Annotated in this window: 26 protein-coding genes; 24 read left to right on the plus strand and 2 right to left on the minus strand. The window is 27.9% G+C overall.

Features of this window, described 5'->3' with window-relative positions; translation table 11 throughout:
- The first annotated feature begins 35 nt into the window (after window positions 1–35).
- Genes dapA through recO form a run of 10 tightly spaced genes read left to right on the plus strand, consistent with a single transcriptional unit; the run spans window position 36 to window position 7,364 of the window.
- The gene (gene dapA / locus ACIJYE_RS03100; protein WP_435091123.1) at window positions 36–917 is read left to right on the plus strand and encodes a 4-hydroxy-tetrahydrodipicolinate synthase; all 882 of its coding nucleotides are present in this window, start codon (window positions 36–38) and stop codon (window positions 915–917) included.
- The gene (smpB, locus tag ACIJYE_RS03105; RefSeq protein ID WP_435091130.1) at window positions 917–1,387 is read left to right on the plus strand and encodes an SsrA-binding protein SmpB; all 471 of its coding nucleotides are present in this window, start codon (window positions 917–919) and stop codon (window positions 1,385–1,387) included. The genes dapA and smpB overlap by 1 nt, the downstream gene beginning before the upstream one ends.
- A complete protein-coding gene (gene folK, locus ACIJYE_RS03110; RefSeq protein WP_435091131.1) occupies window positions 1,353–1,865 on the plus strand; it encodes a 2-amino-4-hydroxy-6-hydroxymethyldihydropteridine diphosphokinase in 513 nt (170 codons plus the stop codon). The genes smpB and folK overlap by 35 nt, the downstream gene beginning before the upstream one ends.
- A gap of 19 nt (window positions 1,866–1,884) precedes the next feature.
- On the plus strand, window positions 1,885–3,630 hold the full coding sequence (locus ACIJYE_RS03115) for a RelA/SpoT family protein (protein ID WP_435091258.1): 1,746 nt from the start codon (window positions 1,885–1,887) through the stop codon (window positions 3,628–3,630).
- Entirely contained in the window at window positions 3,587–4,174 is a 588-nt protein-coding gene (gene pyrE / locus ACIJYE_RS03120; RefSeq protein ID WP_435091132.1) for an orotate phosphoribosyltransferase, read from the plus strand. The genes ACIJYE_RS03115 and pyrE overlap by 44 nt, the downstream gene beginning before the upstream one ends.
- Entirely contained in the window at window positions 4,171–4,890 is a 720-nt protein-coding gene (locus ACIJYE_RS03125) for a pyridoxine 5'-phosphate synthase (protein ID WP_435091133.1), read from the plus strand. The genes pyrE and ACIJYE_RS03125 overlap by 4 nt, the downstream gene beginning before the upstream one ends.
- Window positions 4,891–4,893: 3 nt before the next feature.
- A complete protein-coding gene (acpS, locus tag ACIJYE_RS03130) occupies window positions 4,894–5,280 on the plus strand; it encodes a holo-ACP synthase (RefSeq protein ID WP_435091134.1) in 387 nt (128 codons plus the stop codon).
- Window positions 5,277–6,014 carry a signal peptidase I gene (lepB, locus tag ACIJYE_RS03135; protein ID WP_435091135.1) on the plus strand — a complete coding sequence of 246 codons (738 nt, stop codon included), beginning with the start codon at window positions 5,277–5,279 and terminating at the stop codon, window positions 6,012–6,014. Before acpS ends, lepB begins: the two co-directional genes overlap by 4 nt.
- A complete protein-coding gene (rnc, locus tag ACIJYE_RS03140; RefSeq protein WP_435091136.1) occupies window positions 6,014–6,676 on the plus strand; it encodes a ribonuclease III in 663 nt (220 codons plus the stop codon). The genes lepB and rnc overlap by 1 nt, the downstream gene beginning before the upstream one ends.
- A 7-nt stretch (window positions 6,677–6,683) precedes the next feature.
- Window positions 6,684–7,364 carry a DNA repair protein RecO gene (recO, locus tag ACIJYE_RS03145; protein WP_435091137.1) on the plus strand — a complete coding sequence of 227 codons (681 nt, stop codon included), beginning with the start codon at window positions 6,684–6,686 and terminating at the stop codon, window positions 7,362–7,364.
- Here recO and hemB read toward each other — a convergent pair whose 3' ends face one another.
- Window positions 7,365–8,354: a porphobilinogen synthase gene (hemB, locus tag ACIJYE_RS03150; protein WP_435091138.1), complete on the minus strand. Its 990-nt coding sequence runs from the start codon at window positions 8,352–8,354 to the stop codon at window positions 7,365–7,367. It lies immediately after the preceding gene.
- Window positions 8,355–8,447: 93 nt separating this feature from the next.
- Between hemB and ACIJYE_RS03155 the strand changes: the two genes are divergently transcribed.
- The 11 genes from ACIJYE_RS03155 to ACIJYE_RS03205 all read left to right on the plus strand — a co-directional run bounded on the left by ACIJYE_RS03155 (window position 8,448) and on the right by ACIJYE_RS03205 (window position 17,932).
- A complete protein-coding gene (locus tag ACIJYE_RS03155; protein ID WP_435091139.1) occupies window positions 8,448–9,038 on the plus strand; it encodes an aspartyl/asparaginyl beta-hydroxylase domain-containing protein in 591 nt (196 codons plus the stop codon).
- Between the two features lies 1 nt (window position 9,039).
- Complete coding sequence (rpiB, locus tag ACIJYE_RS03160) at window positions 9,040–9,465, plus strand: ribose 5-phosphate isomerase B (protein ID WP_435091140.1); 426 nt, start codon at window positions 9,040–9,042, stop codon at window positions 9,463–9,465.
- Window positions 9,466–9,467: 2 nt separating this feature from the next.
- Window positions 9,468–10,775, plus strand: a complete 1,308-nt coding sequence (gene glyA / locus ACIJYE_RS03165) for a serine hydroxymethyltransferase (RefSeq protein ID WP_435091141.1) — start codon at window positions 9,468–9,470, stop codon at window positions 10,773–10,775.
- A gap of 3 nt (window positions 10,776–10,778) precedes the next feature.
- The gene (gene nrdR, locus ACIJYE_RS03170; RefSeq protein ID WP_435091142.1) at window positions 10,779–11,237 is read left to right on the plus strand and encodes a transcriptional regulator NrdR; all 459 of its coding nucleotides are present in this window, start codon (window positions 10,779–10,781) and stop codon (window positions 11,235–11,237) included.
- The gene (gene ribD, locus ACIJYE_RS03175; RefSeq protein ID WP_435091143.1) at window positions 11,218–12,324 is read left to right on the plus strand and encodes a bifunctional diaminohydroxyphosphoribosylaminopyrimidine deaminase/5-amino-6-(5-phosphoribosylamino)uracil reductase RibD; all 1,107 of its coding nucleotides are present in this window, start codon (window positions 11,218–11,220) and stop codon (window positions 12,322–12,324) included. The genes nrdR and ribD overlap by 20 nt, the downstream gene beginning before the upstream one ends.
- A gap of 2 nt (window positions 12,325–12,326) precedes the next feature.
- The gene (locus tag ACIJYE_RS03180) at window positions 12,327–12,920 is read left to right on the plus strand and encodes a riboflavin synthase (RefSeq protein ID WP_435091144.1); all 594 of its coding nucleotides are present in this window, start codon (window positions 12,327–12,329) and stop codon (window positions 12,918–12,920) included.
- Window positions 12,907–14,007 carry a 3,4-dihydroxy-2-butanone-4-phosphate synthase gene (ribB, locus tag ACIJYE_RS03185; RefSeq protein ID WP_435091145.1) on the plus strand — a complete coding sequence of 367 codons (1,101 nt, stop codon included), beginning with the start codon at window positions 12,907–12,909 and terminating at the stop codon, window positions 14,005–14,007. Before ACIJYE_RS03180 ends, ribB begins: the two co-directional genes overlap by 14 nt.
- Window positions 14,007–14,408 (plus strand): 6,7-dimethyl-8-ribityllumazine synthase, encoded by a 402-nt coding sequence (gene ribH / locus ACIJYE_RS03190; protein ID WP_435091146.1) that lies wholly within the window; start codon window positions 14,007–14,009, stop codon window positions 14,406–14,408. The genes ribB and ribH overlap by 1 nt, the downstream gene beginning before the upstream one ends.
- Window positions 14,392–14,796 carry a transcription antitermination factor NusB gene (locus ACIJYE_RS03195; protein WP_435091147.1) on the plus strand — a complete coding sequence of 135 codons (405 nt, stop codon included), beginning with the start codon at window positions 14,392–14,394 and terminating at the stop codon, window positions 14,794–14,796. The genes ribH and ACIJYE_RS03195 overlap by 17 nt, the downstream gene beginning before the upstream one ends.
- Window positions 14,762–15,748, plus strand: a complete 987-nt coding sequence (gene thiL, locus ACIJYE_RS03200) for a thiamine-phosphate kinase (RefSeq protein WP_435091148.1) — start codon at window positions 14,762–14,764, stop codon at window positions 15,746–15,748. Before ACIJYE_RS03195 ends, thiL begins: the two co-directional genes overlap by 35 nt.
- Window positions 15,749–15,826: 78 nt before the next feature.
- Window positions 15,827–17,932 carry a sodium-translocating pyrophosphatase gene (locus ACIJYE_RS03205; RefSeq protein WP_435091149.1) on the plus strand — a complete coding sequence of 702 codons (2,106 nt, stop codon included), beginning with the start codon at window positions 15,827–15,829 and terminating at the stop codon, window positions 17,930–17,932.
- Here ACIJYE_RS03205 and bamE read toward each other — a convergent pair.
- Window positions 17,919–18,404, minus strand: a complete 486-nt coding sequence (bamE, locus tag ACIJYE_RS03210) for an outer membrane protein assembly factor BamE domain-containing protein (protein WP_435091151.1) — start codon at window positions 18,402–18,404, stop codon at window positions 17,919–17,921. The two genes, ACIJYE_RS03205 and bamE, sit on opposite strands and share 14 nt — an antisense overlap.
- On the opposite strand from bamE, the gene ACIJYE_RS03215 reads away from it, so the two are divergent.
- Genes ACIJYE_RS03215 through plsX form a run of 3 tightly spaced genes read left to right on the plus strand, consistent with a single transcriptional unit; the run spans window position 18,403 to window position 20,074 of the window.
- Entirely contained in the window at window positions 18,403–18,870 is a 468-nt protein-coding gene (locus ACIJYE_RS03215; protein WP_435091152.1) for a ubiquinol-cytochrome C chaperone family protein, read from the plus strand. The two genes, bamE and ACIJYE_RS03215, sit on opposite strands and share 2 nt — an antisense overlap.
- Window positions 18,871–18,872: 2 nt before the next feature.
- A complete protein-coding gene (gene rpmF / locus ACIJYE_RS03220; protein ID WP_008544930.1) occupies window positions 18,873–19,055 on the plus strand; it encodes a 50S ribosomal protein L32 in 183 nt (60 codons plus the stop codon).
- Between the two features lie 17 nt (window positions 19,056–19,072).
- Window positions 19,073–20,074 carry a phosphate acyltransferase PlsX gene (gene plsX / locus ACIJYE_RS03225; RefSeq protein ID WP_435091153.1) on the plus strand — a complete coding sequence of 334 codons (1,002 nt, stop codon included), beginning with the start codon at window positions 19,073–19,075 and terminating at the stop codon, window positions 20,072–20,074.
- Window position 20,075: the final 1 nt, after the last annotated feature.

Below are 20,075 nucleotides of genomic sequence, written 5' to 3' on the forward strand. Positions count from 1 at the left end.
AGTATATGAATCTTTAAACTATGTTATAAGTATTTATGTTCAAAGGATCAAATGTTGCGTTAATCACTCCATTTAAAAATAATGGACTTGATGAAGATGCTTATATAAAATTAATTCATTTTCATATGAAAAATGGTACAAGCGGTTTAGTTCCAGCTGGAACAACTGGAGAATCTCCCACTCTTAGCCACGAAGAACATCAAAGGGTAATTGATTTATGCATCAAAGAAAGTAATGGAAAAATTCCAGTTATTGCTGGAACTGGCTCAAACTCTACAGAAGAAGCAATTTCATTAACATCACATGCAGAGAAAGCAGGAGCTGATGGAGCGTTAGTTGTTACTCCTTATTACAATAAACCTACCCAAGAAGGCTTATATCAGCATTATAAAGCAATTAATGATAAATGTGGGATACCTATATTGATATACAATATCCCTGGAAGATCTGTCATTGACATGTCTGTTGACACAATGGCAAGACTTTTTGAATTAAAAAATATTGTTGGCGTTAAAGATGCTACTGGAGATTTAAATAGAGTTGATCAGCAATTATCTAAAATGGGGGATGAATTTGTTCAACTAACTGGTAATGATGATAATGCATTCGAATTCAATAAGAGAGGTGGTGTTGGATCAATAAGTGTTACTGCAAATATTGCTCCAAAAATTTGCTCAGATTTCCAAAAATTTTCAATTTCAAAAAAAGAAAATGATCTTATCGAAGCAAAACGATTAGACAATATTTTACAAACAGTACATAATGCTATGTTTGTAGAAAGTAATCCAAGTCCAGTTAAGTATGCAGCAAAATTAATGAACTTATGTGATGATTCTGTAAGATTGCCTTTAGTTAAAGTTACCGAGGAAACAAAATCAATAGTAAAAAAAGCTTTAGTTTCAGCTAAACTGATTTAATGAATAAAAAAACCAATTCTGGTTTAAAGATTATTTGTTTAAACAGAAAAGCTAGTTTCAATTATTTTTTTGAAGATCTTTTAGAAGCAGGGATAGTTTTAAAAGGTTCTGAAATAAAATCTATTAGAGATGGCAAAGTTAATATAGCTGATTCATATGCCGTAGAAAAAAATGGAGAGTTGGTTTTAATAAACTCACATATAGCAGCTTATAAGCAAGCCAGTTACTCAAATCATAGTCCAATGGATGAAAGAAAACTTTTACTTAACAAAAAAGAAATAAACAAATTGATTGGTAAAATGCAAAGAGATGGTTTTACTATTGTGCCAACAAAAATGTATTTTAAAAAAGGCAAAGCTAAAATTGAATTAGCAGTTGCAAAAGGAAAAAAACAGTTTGATAAAAGAGCCACCAAGAAAAATAGAGATTGGAATCGTGACAAAGCTAGATATATCAGAAAATCAAGTTAAAATAGTTTATTTAGGTGTTGGCTCAAATCTGGGTAATAAGGTCAACAATATAGAAAAAGCTAAATCATATTTATTAGAAAATAATGTAAACTTTTTGTCAGTATCAAGTTACTACGAAACGCCTTCTTGGCCAGACCAAAATAATCCAAAGTTTATAAATATTGTTATTAAAGCAAGTAGTAAATTGAAACCAATTGAACTATTAAGATTGTGTAAATTAATTGAGGTTAACCTAGGAAGAAAAAAATCTATCAGAAACTCCCCTCGAGAATGTGATATTGATATACTAGATTTTAATGGTCTAAATTTAAAAGGAAAATTAAATTTACCTCATAAAATGATGCATAAAAGAAATTTTGTATTATTTCCATTATTTGAAATTGAAAAAAAATGGGTGCATCCCATCATAAAAAAGAACATTAAGCAGTTAATTTATTTGCTACCAAATAATGATATTAGATCTATTAAACAAATTTGATTTAGTGTTATAATGAATGATGCTTAACTCTAGTGAATTAATAAATAAGATTAAAGGATATAATAAATTTTTAAATTTAGAAAAATTAGATAAAGCTTATAATTTTGCAGTAAAGGCTCATCAAAATCAAAAAAGAGCATCTGGTGACCCATATTCTGTTCACCCTATTGAAGTTGCAAATATTTTGACAGATTTAAAGTTAGACAGTGCAACTATTACTACTGGATTGTTGCACGATACCATAGAAGATACTTTTGCCACATACGAAACTATTAAAAGCGAATTTGGTGATGAAGTTGCTGACTTGGTTGATGGTGTAACAAAGATTTCAGTTTTTGAAAATACTGCTGGGGGCAATTCGAAAGTAGAAAATTTTAGAAAATTAATCTTAGCAACATCTAAAGATATTAGGGTTTTATTAGTAAAAATAGCTGACCGTCTTCACAACATGAGGACAATTAAAGCTATCACAAAAGAGGAAAAAAGAAAAAGAATTGCTCAAGAAACAATGGAAATTTACGCACCATTAGCCGATAGAATGGGCATGCACAGAATTAGAGATGAGTTAGAAGATTTATCATTTGAAATTTTAAATTATGAGGCAAGGAAATTAATTAAAGAAAAACTTGATGAAATTAAATTAGATAGAAAGAATATATTTGAAGAACTTTCATTTGAATTAAGTGAAATCTTAAATCAACATCATATAAATCCAGAAATTTATGGTAGAGAAAAAACTCCGTTTTCTATATGGAGAAAAGTTCAAAAAAAAAGAGTATCTTTGGAGCAAATTACAGACATCATTGGTTTTAGAATAATATTAGATAATATTGATGAGTGTTATAAAACTCTTGGCATATTTCATAAAAAATATAATTGTATCCCAGGTAAATTTAAAGACTATATATCATCACCTAAAATCAACGGATATAAATCAATTCATACAGCGGTAATAGGATCAAATAAAAAACCTATTGAAATTCAAATGAGAACTCGTGAAATGCACGAATTTGCGGAAAGAGGTGTTGCTTCTCATTGGCAATACAAATCATCAGAAAAATTTAATTCTGTTAGTTGGAAGGAATACGATTGGTTAAAAGACCTTGTTGAGATCATTGAAAAAAATGAAAATCCTGAACATTCTTATGAGTACACTAAATTACAAATGTTTCAGGAAAATGTATTTTGTTTTACACCTAAGGGCTCTGTAATTAAACTACCCAAAGACGCAACAGCGATAGATTTTGCTTATGCGGTACATACAAAAATAGGTAACACAGCAATTGGGTGTGAAATAAATGGAAATAAATCTGAATTACAGGATATATTAAGAAATGGTGATAGTGTAAATATTATCACTTCAAAAAATCAATCTCCATCACTCCATTGGATACCAACAACAAAAACTGGCAAAGCTAGATCGGCTATCAGAAGGTATTGGCATGATAAAGGTGAGCAAAAAGAAGAGAAGGCAAAAAAATACAACACTACATTATGGATTTCATTACCTGATCAACCAGGCCAACTTGGTGATATTAGTTCTTTAATTGGCAGTCATAAGTTGAATATTTCTAATGTTGAAATGGCAGGTAAAAATCCAAAATATATTAATTTTAAATTCAAATTAATCATTACTAATCTTAAAAATTTCACAAATTTTATTGCAGTGCTCAAACAAAAAGGTATAAAATTTAAGATAATTAGACACGAAGATAAAAGAAATGCTTTCACACAAAAAATCCTTAAATATTTTAAAAAAGACTAATGCTCTTTTAGAAGGTCATTTTGTATTATCTTCAGGATTGCATTCTTCAAAATATATACAATGTGCAAAACTTTTGAGCTTTCCAAATTTAGCTGAAAGAATCTGTAAATCTTTGGCAAATAAAATAAAAAAAAAATATAAAAACATTGACTTAATTCTCGCTCCAGCAATGGGTGGAGTAATTATAGGATATGAAGTTGGTAAACTTTTAAAAAAAGAAACAATTTTTTGTGAGAGAGTTAATGGAAAATTTACTTTAAGAAGAGGTTTTAGCATTCAAAAGGGTGCTAAAGTTTTAATAATAGAGGATGTAATAACAACAGGTAAATCAAGTTTAGAATGTGTAAAATTAATTAAAAAGGCAAATGCTAAACTTTTAGGATTCGCATCTATAATAGATAGATCAACCAAAAAATCCCTCAAGATTAAAACAGGTATCACATCTCACCTAAAAATAGACGTTCCAACATTTAGTGAAAAAAAATTACCACAAAATCTTAAATTGATACCTATCACAACACCAGGAAGTAGATTTATTAAGTGAAAAGATTAGGTGTAAACATAGATCATATAGCAACTATTAGAAATGCTAGGGGTGAAAAACATCCAGACCCATATTATGCAGCAACCCAAGTAATTAATATGGGCGCAGACTCTGTGACTATTCATCTACGAGAAGATAGAAGACATATTAATGATTTAGATGCTAAAAATATTTGTAATTTAAAAAAAGTTTTAGTTAATCTTGAAATTTCAATGAATGATAAAATTGTTAAAAATGCCCTTAAAATAAAACCTGACTATATTTGCATTGTACCTGAAAATAGAAAAGAAGTTACAACAGAAGGCGGATTAAACTTAGAAAAAAATCAAAAAAAATTGAACTCAATTATTAAAAAGTTTAAAAAAGCTAAAATTAGAACAAGCTTATTTATAAATCCGTCAATTAAAGATATAAAATTATCTAAAATGTTAGATACAGATTGTGTTGAAATTCATACAGGCAAAATTTCAAACTTAATAAAATTGGGGAAAAATTATACTCATGAGTTGAATAGAATAAAAAATAGTTCAGCACTTGCAAATATGTTTGATATTGAAGTACATGCTGGTCATGGGCTGGATTATAAAACAACAAAAATACTAAATAAAATTAAAGAAATTCAAGAATTCAATATTGGTCATTTTATTATTGGTGAAGCTGTTTTTATTGGCCTATCAAAGGTTATTAAAAATTTCAAAAAAATCATTAGGAATTAGATAATGAAAATTCTTGGTATAGGTGTTGATATTATCGAAAACAAAAGAATTAAAAATTCTTTAAGAAATACCAAATTTAAGATCAGAGTTTATGACAATAAAGAACTCAAACAATCAAATTTGTCAAAAAACAAAGTAAATTATTTTTCTAAACGATTTGCTGCTAAAGAAGCATTTACAAAAGCTTTAGGTACAGGTTTTAGAGAAAACTTAAACTTCAAAGATATAGTGATAATGAATGATACTTTGGGTAAACCATATTATTTGATAACCAATAAAATTACCAAAATTATTCAAAAAAAATTTAAAGTTAGAAATTTTAATTGCTTTCTTTCAATTTCTGATGAAAAAGATTACTCAACTGCATTTACAATTATTCAATCAAAATGAAATTAGATAAAAATTTTTTTTCAGAAAATATAAAGACTCTTTTATATGCTTTAATTATTGCAATTGTTATTAGATCTCTATTAATCCAGCCTTTTTATATACCATCATCGTCTATGGAGCCCACATTACTAATAGGCGATAGACTTTTCGTAACTAAATATTCATATGGCTATAGCAAACATTCTTTTCCTTTTAGTCCAACTATATTGAATAAAAGAATTTTGTTTAATAGTCCAGAGAGAGGAGATGTTGTTGTATTTAAAACACCAGCAGACAATCGGACCGATTATATAAAAAGATTAATTGGTCTACCTGGAGATAAAATTCAATTTATAAATAGTAATTTGTATTTAAATAGTAGTGAAATTTTGAAATCTAAAATTTTAATTAAAAACAAAATTTATTGTGGAAACAGAACTATTGATGTTTATAAATTTGAGGAAATTTTACCAAGTGGAAAAAAATTTCATACTGTTTATCTAAAAGATTATACATATCAAAACTCTGATGTATTTACAGTGCCAAAAAATCACTATTTTTTTTTAGGAGATAATAGAGATTGCTCTAAGGATAGTAGATATTTAACAAGTGTTGGCTACGTGCACAAAGATAATTTAGTTGGAAAAGCTCAGTTTATATTTTTTTCATCTGACAGAAAAATAGGCAGTATTTTTGCTTTTTGGAAATGGCATAAATCTATAAGATTTAATAGAACATTTGATAAAATTAATTAATGATAAGAAACATTCATAAACTAGAGAAAACAATTAATGTTAAATTCAAAAATTTAGACTTATTAAAGCAATCTCTTACTCATAAAAGTTTTGATACAAATAAAAATAATGAAAAAATAGAATTTTTAGGTGACCGTGTTCTTGGTTTAATTATATCAAAAAAATTATTAGAAATATATCCTAATGAAAAAGAAGGAATTCTTGATAAAAAATTTGCATCTTTAGTTAATAAAACTACCTGCTTGGAAATAGCAAAAAATATTGATTTAGATAAATTTATATTAACTTTTAATCCTAAAAATAAAAAAATTAAAATTGAAGATAAAATTGTATCTGATTGTTGTGAAGCTTTAATAGGAGCTATTTTCCTTGATAAGGGATTAACTATTGCAGAGAAAGTTATTTTAGAATTATGGAAAAACCAGATTAAAAAAAGTATTATTACACAGATTGATGCAAAAACTAAGTTACAAGAGTTTAGTTTAAAAAAATTCAAAAAACTTCCTTCATATAAATTAATTTCAAACACAGGACCTCGCCATAAACCTATGTTTAAAGTTGGTGTAAAACTTCCTGATACAAAATATTTTATTTCATCAGGAAAATCAAAAAAAGATGCTGAACAAAATGCTGCTATTGAATGTTTTAAAAATATAAAATAATTGAAATATGAATTGGATAGATGAAGGTTTTTTAATTAGTAAAAATAGATATAATGAAAATTCTTTAATTACAGAGCTGTACACTAAAGATCATGGAAAAGTTTCAGGTATTATTTTTGGCGGTACTTCAAAAAAAATTAAAAATTACCTTCAGATTGGTAATAAATTGCATATTAATCATAATTCAAAAAACGTTAATAGAATAGGTTATTTTAAAATTGAAATAATCAATGCTTATAGTCCTTTATACTTTGATCATAAACAAAAATTATCCTGCATTACATCTGCTATGAATTTGATTAAAATTCTAACTGCTGAGTCTCAATCAAATATTAAAGTTTATGTTTTAATAGATAATCTTTTTTCAATTTTTAAAAACGGTGATTGGTTAAAAAATTATATTTTTTGGGAATTAGAGCTACTTAAAATTCTTGGTTACGACCTTGAATTAGAAAAACTAGTTGAAAAAGATATAGTTGAAAATGAGACTGTGTATTATGCTATTTCTTCTACAGAAAAAAAATATGTACCTAATTTTTTAATTGAAAAAAATCTTAAGGTAAACGATTTAAAAACTTTATTAAATGGACTCAAATTAGTTAGTGATTACTTGGATAAAACTATTTTAAAGCCTAATAATTTAAACTATCCAAATAGTCGTTTGCTATTTATAAATTCCTTTAAGTAATTATTTTATAATTTTATTAATTCTATCAGCATAATAACTGACAATTGCATTTGCTCCAGCTCTTTTGAATGCAACTAAACTTTCATAAATAGCATCTTCATTAATTAGTTTTTTTTTAATTGCATGAGAAATTAAGCTATATTCTCCAGATACTTGGTATGCAAAAACTGGTATCTTAAATTTTTCTTTAATTGATTTTATAATATCTAAATAGGGCATACCTGGCTTCACCATAACCATATCCGCACCTTCTTTAACATCTAAAGCAACTTCTCTTAATGCTTCATCACTATTTCTAAAATCCATTTGATAAGTTTTTTTATCTCCTTTTAAAGATCCTTTGGATCCAACTGCGTCTCTAAATGGCCCATAAAAACTAGAGGCATATTTTGCAGCATACGAAAGAATCTGAATATTTTGATAGCCTACTTGATCTAATGCTTTTCTAATTTTTCCAATTCTTCCATCCATCATGTCAGAAGGGGCCAAAACATCACAACCCATTTCAGCCTGAAGTAATGACTGATTTATTAGGACTTTAATTGTTTCATCATTAATAATCTGATTTGATTTAATCAACCCATCATGACCATGAGAGGTGTATGGATCTAGCGCAACATCACACATTATTCCTATTTGATTTTTATATTTTTTTTTAATTTCAATAATTGCTTTGCAAACTAAATTATTTTCATTGAGCGACTCAGAACCAATCTCATTTTTTAAACTATTTCTAGTTTTAGGAAAAAGAGCCACCATTGGTATTCCACTATCAATAGCTCTATCCACTATCTGCGCAAGTCTATTTATTGTATATCTGTAAACTCCCGGCATAGATGCTATTGATTCTTTTTTGTTTGAACCATCTATCAAAAATATTGGTAGTATGAAGTCATTTGAACTTAAGGTATTTTCTTGAATTAACTTTCTTGACCAAGAATTCTTTCTATTTCGTCTAAGTCTCAAAGCTGGATATTTTCCTGTAATCATGTTTTAATTTTCTTTTAAAATGCGACAAATGTAATATACAAATATAACTTAAAAAGGGTATTAAACAATTATTAAGGGTAAAAAACAAATATAATGACGCTAAATTTTAAAGATTTTCAAAAGCAAGACATAGAATTTAATATTGAAGAATTACAAAAAGCATACAAAGAAATTATAAAGATAAAAAACTTTGATGGTCCGACAGGTATAACCAATTTTGGAGCTATTTCTTTAACTCAAATACCAGGTGATCCTGATTCCATTAAAGGTCATAAAGCTAGAGGAGTTTTTTGGACTTACCCAGATTCTTCGGGCAAAGAAGAAATAAGAGACGAAAGTATTAACGAGTCTGCATATTCAGAATTTATTGAAGATTATAAAAACACATACTTTAAAGAGGTTTTTGATGTTTTGTCATCAAAATATAAACTAGGAAGAATTAGAATTTTATTAAAACAACCCAGATCAACATTAAGTTGGCATAGAGACCCAGAACCTAGATTACATATTCCAATTATTACAAATCCTGGTTGTCATATGGTTATAGATAATGTTGCAAAACACTTACCTGCTGATGGATCTGTGTGGATAACAAATAATACTAAATATCATAATGCGTTTAATGGTGGTGAAGAAAATAGAATTCACTTAGTTGCTTGCGTGTTAGATCATAAATTTAATTAATTTGAGAAAAATATTTATTTCATCAGACCACGCTGGGTACAAATTAAAAGAATTTATTAAGATATATTTATCAAAAAAAAAATTATCTTTTCAAGATATGGGGCCTTACAATGCTGATAGAGTTGATTACCCAGATTATGCTCATAAGGTTGCTAAGAGAGTGAAAACCAATAAAGATAATATTGGTATTTTAGTTTGTGGCTCTGGCATGGGAATGAATATTGCAGCGAATAGACATAAAAATATACGAGCCGCTCAATGTTTTAACTTAAAATCGACAAAATTATCAAGATTGCATAATGATGCAAACATCATTACATTAGGATCAAGATTATTAACCAAAAAAAATGCCTTGAATTGTGTTGGTGTTTTTTTAAAAACTAAATTTGAAGGTGGAAGACACTCTAAAAGAATTAAAAAGATTTAATTATGTCTAGAGAAAAAAATTATTTAAACGATAGTTACAAAAGTTTTTTTGAGGATAGTTTGTCTAAAAAAGACCCACAACTTTATAAAGCTATTCAAGATGAACTCTTAAGACAACAACAACATATCGAGTTAATAGCTTCTGAAAATATCGTTTCCCAAGCTGTATTGGAAGCACAAGGATCTGTTTTAACAAATAAATATGCAGAGGGTTATCCAGGGAAAAGATATTATAATGGTTGTGAACATGTTGATGTAGCTGAAAATTTAGCGATTGAAAGATTAAAAGAGTTATTTAATTGTAAATTTGCAAATGCTCAACCACATTCAGGTGCGCAAGCCAATGGTGCCGTATTTTTAGCATTATTAAATCCTGGTGATACATTTATGGGTATGAGTTTAAATTCAGGTGGTCACATTACTCACGGCCTAAAAATTTCTATGTCAGGTAAATGGTTTAATGCAATAGGTTATGATGTTGATAAAGAGTCAGAACTTATTGATTATGATAATGTGGAAAAACTAGCTTTAGAACATAAACCAAAATTAATCATAGCTGGTGGTAGTGCATATTCAAGAGTGATAGATTTTAAAAGATTTAGAGACATAGCTGATAAAATTGGTGCATACTTAATGGTAGATATGGCACATTTTTCTGGTTTAGTAGCAGGAAAAGGTTACCCTAATCCATGTGATCATGCTCATGTTGTAACCTCAACAACACACAAAGTGTTTAGAAGTGCAAGAGGAGGAATAATTTTGACTAATCATGAAGATCTAGCTAAAAAATTTAATACAGCTGTATTTCCTGGTTATCAAGGTGGACCATTAATGCATATTATAGCAGCAAAAGCAGCTGGTTTTTTAGAGGCATTGCAACCAGAATTTAAAGATTATATTCAATCAGTTTTAGCAAATGCTAAAATGTTAGCTGAGACTTTAAAGAATAATGGTTTTAAAATTTACTCAGATGGTACTGATACACATTTAATGTTAGTAGATTTAAGACCATATAACGTCAAAGGTAATTTAGCTGCTGAAAGTCTATCTAGAGCTAATATTACATGCAATAAAAACGGAATTCCTTTTGATACTGAAAAACCAATGATTACTTCTGGTATTAGATTAGGAACACAAGCAGCAACTACCAGAGGTTTTGGGTTAAATGAATTTAAAACTGTAGGTGAATTGATCACCAAAACTTTAAAAGGACTGTCTGACAACCCATCTGATAACAGTAAAATTGAAAATGAAGTCAAAAATGAAGTAATTTCTTTAACTTCATCATTTCCAATATATAAGAATCTGTAATAAATGATTTGTTCAATTTGTAAAAAAGGTGAAACATCAGTAGTTGACTCTAGACCTACTGAGGATGGTACAGCTATTAGAAGAAGAAGATTGTGTGTTTGCGGTGCTCGTTTCACGACTTTTGAAAGAGTTCAATTTAGAGAAATAATGGTAATTAAAAAGAATGGAAGAAAATCTTCCTTTGATAGAGATAAACTTTCTAAATCAATTTATATTGCACTTAAAAAAAGACCAATCGATACTGAAACTGCAGAAAAATTTATAAGTAAAGTTTCAAGAGCTTTAGAAGAACTGGGTCAAAGTGAAATTTCAACAAATACAATAGGAACTATGGTCATGGAAGGCTTAAAAGAATTAGACCCTGTAGCTTATGTTCGTTTTGCATCTGTGTATAGAAATTTCAGAGAAGAAAAAGATTTTGTACAATTCGTGGACAAACTAGATGTCTACAAAAAAAGATAAATTTTCATTTAAAGATCATTTATATATGGAGCTTGCCTTAGATTTGGCAATATCAAGAAAAGGTCTTACCGGGTCAAATCCCTCAGTAGGGTGTGTAATTGTTAAAAATGATAACATCATATCAATTGGTAGAACTTCATTGAATGGAAGGCCTCATGCTGAATACAATGCAATAAACAATTGTTCTGAAAATCTTAAGGGTTCAAAAATGTATGTAACATTAGAACCCTGTTGCCATTATGGTGTGACATCACCATGCACTAATTCAATAATAAAATCTAAAATTTCTGAAGTTATTTATTCAGTTAAAGATGTTGATAAAAGAGTTTATGGTAAAGCAGAAAGAATATTAAAATTGAAGGATATTAAGGTTAAATCTGGCTTATTAAAAAAGGATATTTTGCAATTTTATAGTTCATATTTTTATAATAAGAAAAATAAACTACCATTTATTACAGGTAAAATTGCAATCTCAAAAAATAATTTGATTTACAGCAAAGGTTACAAAAAGATTACAAATAAATTGTCAGATAAACTTACACACTATTTAAGGTATTCTAATGACTCAATTATGATTTCTTACAAAACATTAAATAAAGATAATCCTAGATTGAATTGTAGATTAAAAAATATGAGAAATTTTTCACCTATAAGAATTGTTTTAGATAACAAACTAAGTCTTAATACAAAAAGTTATATATTTAAATCTGCAGTGAAAGACAACACTATTGTTTTTTATAATGAAGCTAATAAATCAAAAGTGGATGAATTAAAAAAAAGTAAAATTACTCTTATCAAATCAAAAATAACTAAAGATAAGAAATTTGAAATAAAAACAATCATGAAAAAACTTTATAGTTTAGGATCAAGAAATATTTTAATTGAAGGTGGCAATGATTTAACAAATTATTTACTTGAAAAAAAAATATATAATCAATTTTATTTATTCAAGAGTTCAAAAAAATTACCAAAATTAAATGATTTCAGGGAATTTAATGGTTTAAAAATTCTTAAACAAAAGTATAAAAATAAGAAAAAGTTAAAATCAAATTTTGGCAAAGACACAGTAATATTGCATAAGATCTAAATATGTTTAATGGAATTATTTATAATCAGGGTGTTGTAACAAAAATCATAAAAAGACCAAAAGGTTTAAATGTTTTTATTAAAAGTGACTTTAAACTAAGTAGTAAAGATATTGGACTTTCTGTGGCCTGTGATGGTGTGTGTTTAACTCTAATTTCTTATAAATCCAAAGTTATGGAATTCTATCTTTCAAAAGAAACTATCAAAAGATCTAAATTTAAATTTTTAAAGATCAAAGATGTTATTAATTTAGAATTGCCTCTCAAATATGGAACAAAAATTTCCGGACACATATGCCAAGGTCATGTTGACACTGTAGGTAAAGTTGTAGATATCAAAAAAATTGATAAATCATACCTTTTTAATTTCATTATTACTCCCAAACAAAAAAAACAATTAATAGAGAAGGCATCAATATGTATAAATGGTATATCTCTTACTATTTCAAAGATTACAAAAAAAGGTTTCCAAATTTGGATAATACCACACACCTATAATGAAACTAACTTGATAGCTCTTAAAAAGAATAGTTTAGTCAATATAGAGATAGATATCTTATCTAAATACGTTAAAAATTATTTTAATGAAAAAAAATAATTTTGCCACGATAGAAAATATTATTAATGTTGCTAAAAAAGGTGGCATGTTCATTTTGGTTGATGATGAAAAAAGAGAAAATGAGGGCGATCTAATTATTTCATCTTCAAACTCTAATGCTAAAAACATAAATTTTATGGCTAAGTATGGTCGTGGATTAATTTGTTTAGCTCTTGATAGTCTTCAGGCTAAAAGATTAAATTTATCGTTAATGTCTACAAACAACCAGTCAAGAAACAAAACTGCCTTTGCCATTTCTATTGAAGCAAAAAAAGGTATTACAACTGGAATATCAGCAAAAGATAGAGCTAAAACTATCAAAATTGCATCACAAAAAAATGTTAAAAAAAATGATATTGTTTCTCCAGGCCATGTTTTTCCAATAATAGCTAAAGATGGAGGGGTGCTTGTTAGAGCTGGTCATACTGAGGCATCAGTTGATATATCTAAATTAGCTAAAAAAAATAATTCAGCTGTTATTTGTGAAATCATGAATGAAGATGGAACAATGGCTAAAGGTCAAGATTTATTTAATTTTGCTAAAAAACATAATCTTAAAATTGGAAAAATTGAAGATTTAATCGCTTATAGACTTAAAAAAGAAAAATTAGTAAGGTTAAAAAAACAAAGCAATATTGAAGTTAAAAATCAAAAATATAAAATTAGAATTTACGAGAATCTACTTGATGGCTCAGAACATTTTGCTTTAATAAAAGGTAACATTAAAAAAGGTATCACTCCAAGAGTAAGGGTAATATCATCAAATGTAGTACAAAATTATTTAATGAATCAAGAATTACCAAATTCATTTAACAAAACGCTAAATTATTTTAAAAAGTTTAACAATTGTGTTCTTGTTTTTATAAAAGACACTAATTTAAAATCAGTAACTCAAACGCTAAAAGATTATAAGAATAAAGATTTTTATAAAAAGGGTAAAGATAAACTAATCAGAAATTATGGTATAGGAGCTCAAATAATCAAAGATTTGAAGATTAAGAACATGACTTTAATTAGCAAGTCTCCCAAAAAAGTGATTGGTTTAGATGGTTATGGTATAAAGATAACTAAACAAGAAATAATTTAATGAAAAAAAAATATTTAATAGTAATTGCAGATTATTACAAAGACATTGCTAAAGGCCTTTTAGAAAGTGCTCTAAAATTGATACCAAAATCTAATTCAATTAAAATAATTAGAGTTCCAGGTGTGTTTGAAATACCTGTGACAATATCAAAAAATATAAAAAAATTTGACGTTTTTATTGCATTAGGCTGTGTTATTAAAGGTGAAACACCTCATTTTGACTTTATATCTCAAGCATCAACTAATGCTATAATGCATTTATCAATAACAAATAAAAAACCTATTGGTAATGGAATTATAACATGTCTAAACATGGCTCAAGCAAAAAAAAGAAAAAAAAAGGTGCAGAGGCTTCTAAGGCAGTGCTATCTATCTTGTCACAATAATGAGAACTCATTTTAATCCTAAAAATAATCCAAGAGTAATTATAATACAAAAATTATATGGAAAATTTTATAATGAGGATGATAATATAGAATTTCCCAAGCATAGATTTAAAAAATTTATAAAGGATATAGTTTTAGGAACTATAGAAAGAAATGAATTAATTAATGATGAGTTAAACAATAAACTTGGTGATGAATTTGTTTTAGAAAACCTTGATAAAGTTTTTCAAACTATTTTAAAAGCTGCAACATATGAATTCATGTATAAACCAAATTTATCTATTAATATTATAATTAAAGAATATTTAAATTCATCAAATTTCTTTTTAGATGACTCACAAACAAAATATTTAAACGCACTTCTTGACAATGTTGGAAAAAAATTGCGAACTTCCAATGCATGAATTTGAGTTAATTAAAAAATATTTTTTAAAATTAGCAAAGTCTAATAAATCTTCACTAAATCTTAATGATGATGTTTTTTTCGATAAAAAAAAAGGCTTAGTTATTTCAATTGATACCTATAATGAGGGTAGTCATTTTTTAAATTTTAAAAAACCAGATCTTGTAATAAAAAAAATTATAAGATCTTCTATATCTGATTTAATATGTAAGGGAGTTACACCTAAATTTTATTTTGTTTCAGGGTCAGGTAATAAAAATACATTTTCACATAAGAAATTGTTGAATATTTCTAAATCATTATCTGAAGAACAAAAAAAATATGGAATTTTATTATGTGGTGGTGACACAACATTCTCAAATAAATTGAGCTTTTCTATTACATCGGTTGGATACTCAAAAAATATAATTTATAGAAATAGAGCTAAATATAATGATGATATTTATGTAACCGGAAATTTAGGAGATAGTTTTGTTGGTTTACAACTTTTAAAGAATAAAATTAAAGTTTCAAAAAAAATTAAAGACTACTTTATTAATAAGTATTACCTCCCTGAGATTAAGATTAATTTAACAAAAAGATTATTAAAATTTGCCAATACTTCTATTGATGTGTCTGATGGTCTTATCGCAGATTTAGATAAAATGATTAATAAGCAAAAATTATCCTATACTTTAAAAGAAAAAGATATTCCAATTTCAAAAAATTTAATAAAATTAATAAAAGATAAAAAATTAAGTAAATTAAAATATATATCTAATGGTGATGATTATCAGATCCTTTTTACAGCCAGCCCATCTAAAAATAGAATCATTCAAAATTCGTCAAAAAATCTTGGTATTAAGATAACTAAGATTGGTAAAATAAACTCAGGCTCAAAACAAAATGAGATTATTGATCAAAAAAACAAGCAAATACTTGTTAAAAATAAAGGTTATAAGCATCAATTTTAGAAGTTATTTATTGTCTTTTTTAGCTTTTTTTGTATTGTCCGGGCTTAAAATTTAACAATCAATAACCTTAAGGTTTTTATGAGCACAACAGTAGAGACAATATTATTATACACAATCGCAGCTGGTTTTTTATCCATTGTTTATGGATTTTTTACTGGAAAAAATATTTTAAATCAAAGTGCAGGTAATGCAAAGATGCAAGATATTGCATCTTCAATTCAAATTGGTGCCAAAGCTTATCTTGCTAGACAATATAAAACAATTGCAATTGTAGGTGTTGTAGTTTTAGTAATTGTTAGTGTTGCTTTTAGTCCATTAGTTGGGCTTGGTTATCTTGTTGGTGCTGCCTTATCAGGTATTGCTGGTTATGTTGGAATGCTAGTTTCAGTAGAAGCTAATGTTAGAACAGCTGAAGCTTCAAGAAAAGGTCTTGCACAAGGATTATCAGTTGCTTTTAAATCGGGTGCAGTAACTGGAATGTTAGTTGCTGGTTTAGCTTTGTTAGCTATAGCAGTTTATTATTATTTATTATTAAAATATAATGTTGATGAGAGAGAAATTGTGAATGCACTTGTTGCATTAGGTTTTGGTGCATCCTTAATTTCAATTTTCGCTAGACTTGGTGGAGGTATTTTTACTAAAGGTGCTGATGTTGGTGCTGATTTAGTGGGTAAAGTTGAAGCTGGAATTCCAGAAGATGACCCTAGAAATCCAGCAGTTATTGCTGACAACGTTGGTGATAATGTTGGAGATTGTGCTGGTATGGCCGCAGATTTATTTGAAACTTATGCAGTAACTATAGTTGCAACAATGGTTTTATCTTCAATATTTTTTCAAGGTGATATGAGTATGATGATTTACCCACTTACTATTGGTGGAGCTTGTATTCTAACTTCAATTTTAGGAACTTTTTTTGTTAAACTTGGTAAAGACAAAAATGTAATGAATGCTTTGTATAAAGGCTTTGTTGTTTCAGCTTTATCTTCAATAGTAATTTTATATCCTGTTACAGATCATGTTATTGGTTTTTCTACTGAATATAATGTTAATGGCAAAATCTTTAATGGTATGAGTTTATATTATTGTGGAATAATTGGTTTAGTTATCACTGGATTATTAATCTGGATTACTGAATATTATACAGGAACAAATTATAGACCTGTAAAATCTGTTGCTGCTTCTTCTACAACGGGACATGGAACCAATGTTATTCAAGGTCTAGCCGTTTCAATGGAAGCAACTGCTATTCCAGCATTAATTATTGTTGCAGGAATTTTAGCTACTAACTCTATCGCTGGACTTTATGGTATTGCTATAGCAGTTACCACAATGCTTGCATTAGCAGGCATGGTTGTTGCTTTAGATGCATATGGACCAGTTACAGACAATGCTGGTGGTATTGCTGAAATGTCTAATTTAGATAAAAAAGTTAGAAAAACAACAGATGCTTTAGATGCTGTTGGGAATACTACTAAAGCCGTAACTAAAGGTTATGCCATTGGATCTGCTGGTTTAGGTGCACTTGTTTTATTTGCTGCTTATGTTGAAGACATAAAGCATTTTTCTGGTGTAGCAGGATCAAAACTTGAAGGTATAGTTGTAACTTTTGACTTATCAAATCCTTATGTTGTGGTTGGTTTGTTAATCGGTGGAATGTTGCCATATTTATTTGGTTCAATGGGTATGCAAGCTGTTGGGCGAGCGGGTGGAGCTGTAGTAGTTGAGGTTAGAAGACAATTTAAAAAATTTCCTGGTATTATGAAAAGAAAACAAAAACCAGATTATGCTAAATTAGTCGATCTTTTAACAGTTGCAGCAATTAAAGAGATGATAATTCCATCTTTACTTCCTGTTTTGTCGCCTGTTGTGCTTTATTTTATAATTCTCGTTATTGGTGGACAAGTAGCAGCACTTGCTTCAGTAGGTGCGATGTTACTAGGAGTTATCATAACAGGTTTATTTGTAGCTGTTTCTATGACCGCTGGTGGAGGTGCTTGGGATAATGCTAAAAAATATATTGAAGATGGAAATCATGGTGGAAAAGGTTCAGAAGCCCATAAGGCTGCAGTTACAGGTGATACTGTTGGAGACCCTTATAAGGATACGGCAGGACCAGCTGTAAATCCAATGATTAAAATTACAAATATTGTTGCGTTGCTTTTACTGGCAGTTATCGCTGGTTAATTTCTTTACGTTTTTTGGCCCTCTGTCCAAGAGGGTCATTAATCTTTTGTCTCATACTAGACATAAAATCATAAATAAATGATTTTTTTCTAAATCCTACTTCGGTAGTATTTTCAACAATTTTTATTTTATTCATATCTTCTTTATTATAAAATTCTTTATTTTTTAATATTCCATAGCTATCTATCTCTAATACAAGAACATTGTTTTGAAAAATTTTCATTCTTCCTAAATTTTTAAGCTTTGATTGAGTTTGTTTCCTCTCAATATAAATCCAAACATCAGTATCAAATTTACTAGTAGTTGAAGGATTTCCTAAAATTTTTTTGATGTCATTTTTATTAGATTTATTGATTATAAGTGAAGATTGTTTTTTTTCCAAATAGGGTACCCCATGATGTTTAACAACTTTCTTAAAAGAACAATTTGCAACTATTAATGACAAAAAAATTATATATAGTATTTTATACATGATCGATAAATACCTTAATATTTATAACAATTTGATTAATTTCTCTAGAAATAAAGACTTATACAAATCTTTAAAAAGAGAAGATAATTTTTCAGATAGATTAACTCTTTTTTTGTTACATTTTTCATTTTTTTTAAAGAATTTTAAAAGTGATGAAAATAAGATTGTTTTACAAGAAATTTATGATTTTAACTTCAGACAACTTGAATTGAGTATAAGAGAAATTGGTTATGGTGATCAATCAATTAATAAAAAAATGAAAAATTACCTAAATTTATTTCATTTAATGGTTTCTGAAATTCATTTTTGGGAAGAAATGCCAAAAAAAGAGAAGTTAAAAAAAATTTCAAATTATTTAGGTGATTTTGAAGATATTGATCAATTACTTGATTATTTTGAGTTATTTAATGAAAATTTATCAAAAAAAACTTTGAATTCTTATATAAAAAGTGTAAGTAAACCATAATTATGGCTGTACCTAAACGAAAACAAACTCCGTCAAGAACTGGAATGAGAAGAGCTCAAACAATGAAGTACTCTACCAAAAATATTGTTGAGGACAAAAAATCTGGAGAATATAGACTTTCACATCATCTGGATTTAAAGACTGGTATGTATAAGGGTAGACAAGTTTTAGACCCAAAAGAGTAATTTAATTATAACTAAAAATGACCGATTTAATTAAAATTGCAGTAGATGCAATGGGTGGTGATAATTCACCAAAAAAAGTAATTGAGGGCATAACCCTTAATCACCAATCTAATAAAGAAATTTTTTACAAAATTTTTGGAGACAGAGATAAAATCATTCAATTGATTGGATCAAAAATTGATAAAAAGTTTTATGAAATTATTCATACAGATAAAATTGTTAAAAGTACTGATAGTCCATTGGAAGGAGCAAAAAGAGGTAAAGAAACCAGTATGTGGCTTGCCATACAAAGTGTTAAAAATAAAGAAGCAGATATAGTAGTTTCTGCAGGGAATACTGGTGCGCTATTAGTTATTTCAAAACTTAATCTTAAGATGATAGAAAATATTGATAAACCAGCATTATCAGCTTTATGGCCAAATAAAAAAGGAATGAGTGTTGTTTTAGATCTGGGTGCAAATATTGAGTGCAGTTCTAAAAACTTATTAGATTTTTCTATTATGGGAGCTTCACTTTATACGTCATTGTATCCAAATGATCAGCCTAATGTTGGCTTATTAAATATTGGTTCTGAAGAATTAAAAGGAAATGAAATTATTAAAGAAACTTATCAATTATTAAATGAAAAAAAATCAAATAATTATGATTTCTCCGGTTATATAGAAGGTAACCATCTTATGGATGGTAATGTTAATGTTATTGTATCAGATGGATTTACTGGAAATGTTGCCCTAAAGACTGCGGAAGGAACTGCGAATTTTATAACTAGTGAACTAAAAACTGCAATGACTGGATCAATAATTGGAAAAATTTCATCACTATTAAACTTCTCAAATCTTAAAAAATTTAAGAAAAGATTAGACCCAAGGTTGTATAATGGTGCTATTTTTATAGGTTTAGACTCGCCCGTTGTCAAAAGTCATGGTGGAACAGATTTTGTTGGTTTTTCAAATTCTTTAGATGTTTGTCATAGAATTGTAAAAGGTAATTTGATAGAAAAGATTAAACAAAATATTTAGA

This window comes from Candidatus Pelagibacter bacterium nBUS_30 (assembly GCF_051201245.1).
Lineage (GTDB): Bacteria > Pseudomonadota > Alphaproteobacteria > Pelagibacterales > Pelagibacteraceae > Pelagibacter.

What these genes read in the sequence shown, in the direction of transcription:
- dapA (WP_435091123.1), top strand. Translation starts at nt 36, where the DNA reads ATGTTCAAAGGATCAAATGTTGCGTTAATCACTCCATTTAAAAATAAT.
- smpB (WP_435091130.1), top strand. Translation starts at nt 917, where the DNA reads ATGAATAAAAAAACCAATTCTGGTTTAAAGATTATTTGTTTAAACAGA.
- ACIJYE_RS03115 (WP_435091258.1), top strand. Translation starts at nt 1,885, where the DNA reads ATGCTTAACTCTAGTGAATTAATAAATAAGATTAAAGGATATAATAAA.
- pyrE (WP_435091132.1), top strand. Translation starts at nt 3,587, where the DNA reads ATGCTTTCACACAAAAAATCCTTAAATATTTTAAAAAAGACTAATGCT.
- acpS (WP_435091134.1), top strand. Translation starts at nt 4,894, where the DNA reads ATGAAAATTCTTGGTATAGGTGTTGATATTATCGAAAACAAAAGAATT.
- lepB (WP_435091135.1), top strand. Translation starts at nt 5,277, where the DNA reads ATGAAATTAGATAAAAATTTTTTTTCAGAAAATATAAAGACTCTTTTA.
- rnc (WP_435091136.1), top strand. Translation starts at nt 6,014, where the DNA reads ATGATAAGAAACATTCATAAACTAGAGAAAACAATTAATGTTAAATTC.
- recO (WP_435091137.1), top strand. Translation starts at nt 6,684, where the DNA reads ATGAATTGGATAGATGAAGGTTTTTTAATTAGTAAAAATAGATATAAT.
- hemB (WP_435091138.1), bottom strand. Translation starts at nt 8,354, where the DNA reads ATGATTACAGGAAAATATCCAGCTTTGAGACTTAGACGAAATAGAAAG.
- ACIJYE_RS03155 (WP_435091139.1), top strand. Translation starts at nt 8,448, where the DNA reads ATGACGCTAAATTTTAAAGATTTTCAAAAGCAAGACATAGAATTTAAT.
- glyA (WP_435091141.1), top strand. Translation starts at nt 9,468, where the DNA reads ATGTCTAGAGAAAAAAATTATTTAAACGATAGTTACAAAAGTTTTTTT.
- nrdR (WP_435091142.1), top strand. Translation starts at nt 10,779, where the DNA reads ATGATTTGTTCAATTTGTAAAAAAGGTGAAACATCAGTAGTTGACTCT.
- ribD (WP_435091143.1), top strand. Translation starts at nt 11,218, where the DNA reads ATGTCTACAAAAAAAGATAAATTTTCATTTAAAGATCATTTATATATG.
- ACIJYE_RS03180 (WP_435091144.1), top strand. Translation starts at nt 12,327, where the DNA reads ATGTTTAATGGAATTATTTATAATCAGGGTGTTGTAACAAAAATCATA.
- ribB (WP_435091145.1), top strand. Translation starts at nt 12,907, where the DNA reads ATGAAAAAAAATAATTTTGCCACGATAGAAAATATTATTAATGTTGCT.
- ribH (WP_435091146.1), top strand. Translation starts at nt 14,007, where the DNA reads ATGAAAAAAAAATATTTAATAGTAATTGCAGATTATTACAAAGACATT.
- ACIJYE_RS03195 (WP_435091147.1), top strand. Translation starts at nt 14,392, where the DNA reads ATGAGAACTCATTTTAATCCTAAAAATAATCCAAGAGTAATTATAATA.
- thiL (WP_435091148.1), top strand. Translation starts at nt 14,762, where the DNA reads ATGTTGGAAAAAAATTGCGAACTTCCAATGCATGAATTTGAGTTAATT.
- ACIJYE_RS03205 (WP_435091149.1), top strand. Translation starts at nt 15,827, where the DNA reads ATGAGCACAACAGTAGAGACAATATTATTATACACAATCGCAGCTGGT.
- ACIJYE_RS03215 (WP_435091152.1), top strand. Translation starts at nt 18,403, where the DNA reads ATGATCGATAAATACCTTAATATTTATAACAATTTGATTAATTTCTCT.
- bamE (WP_435091151.1), bottom strand. Translation starts at nt 18,404, where the DNA reads ATGTATAAAATACTATATATAATTTTTTTGTCATTAATAGTTGCAAAT.
- rpmF (WP_008544930.1), top strand. Translation starts at nt 18,873, where the DNA reads ATGGCTGTACCTAAACGAAAACAAACTCCGTCAAGAACTGGAATGAGA.
- plsX (WP_435091153.1), top strand. Translation starts at nt 19,073, where the DNA reads ATGACCGATTTAATTAAAATTGCAGTAGATGCAATGGGTGGTGATAAT.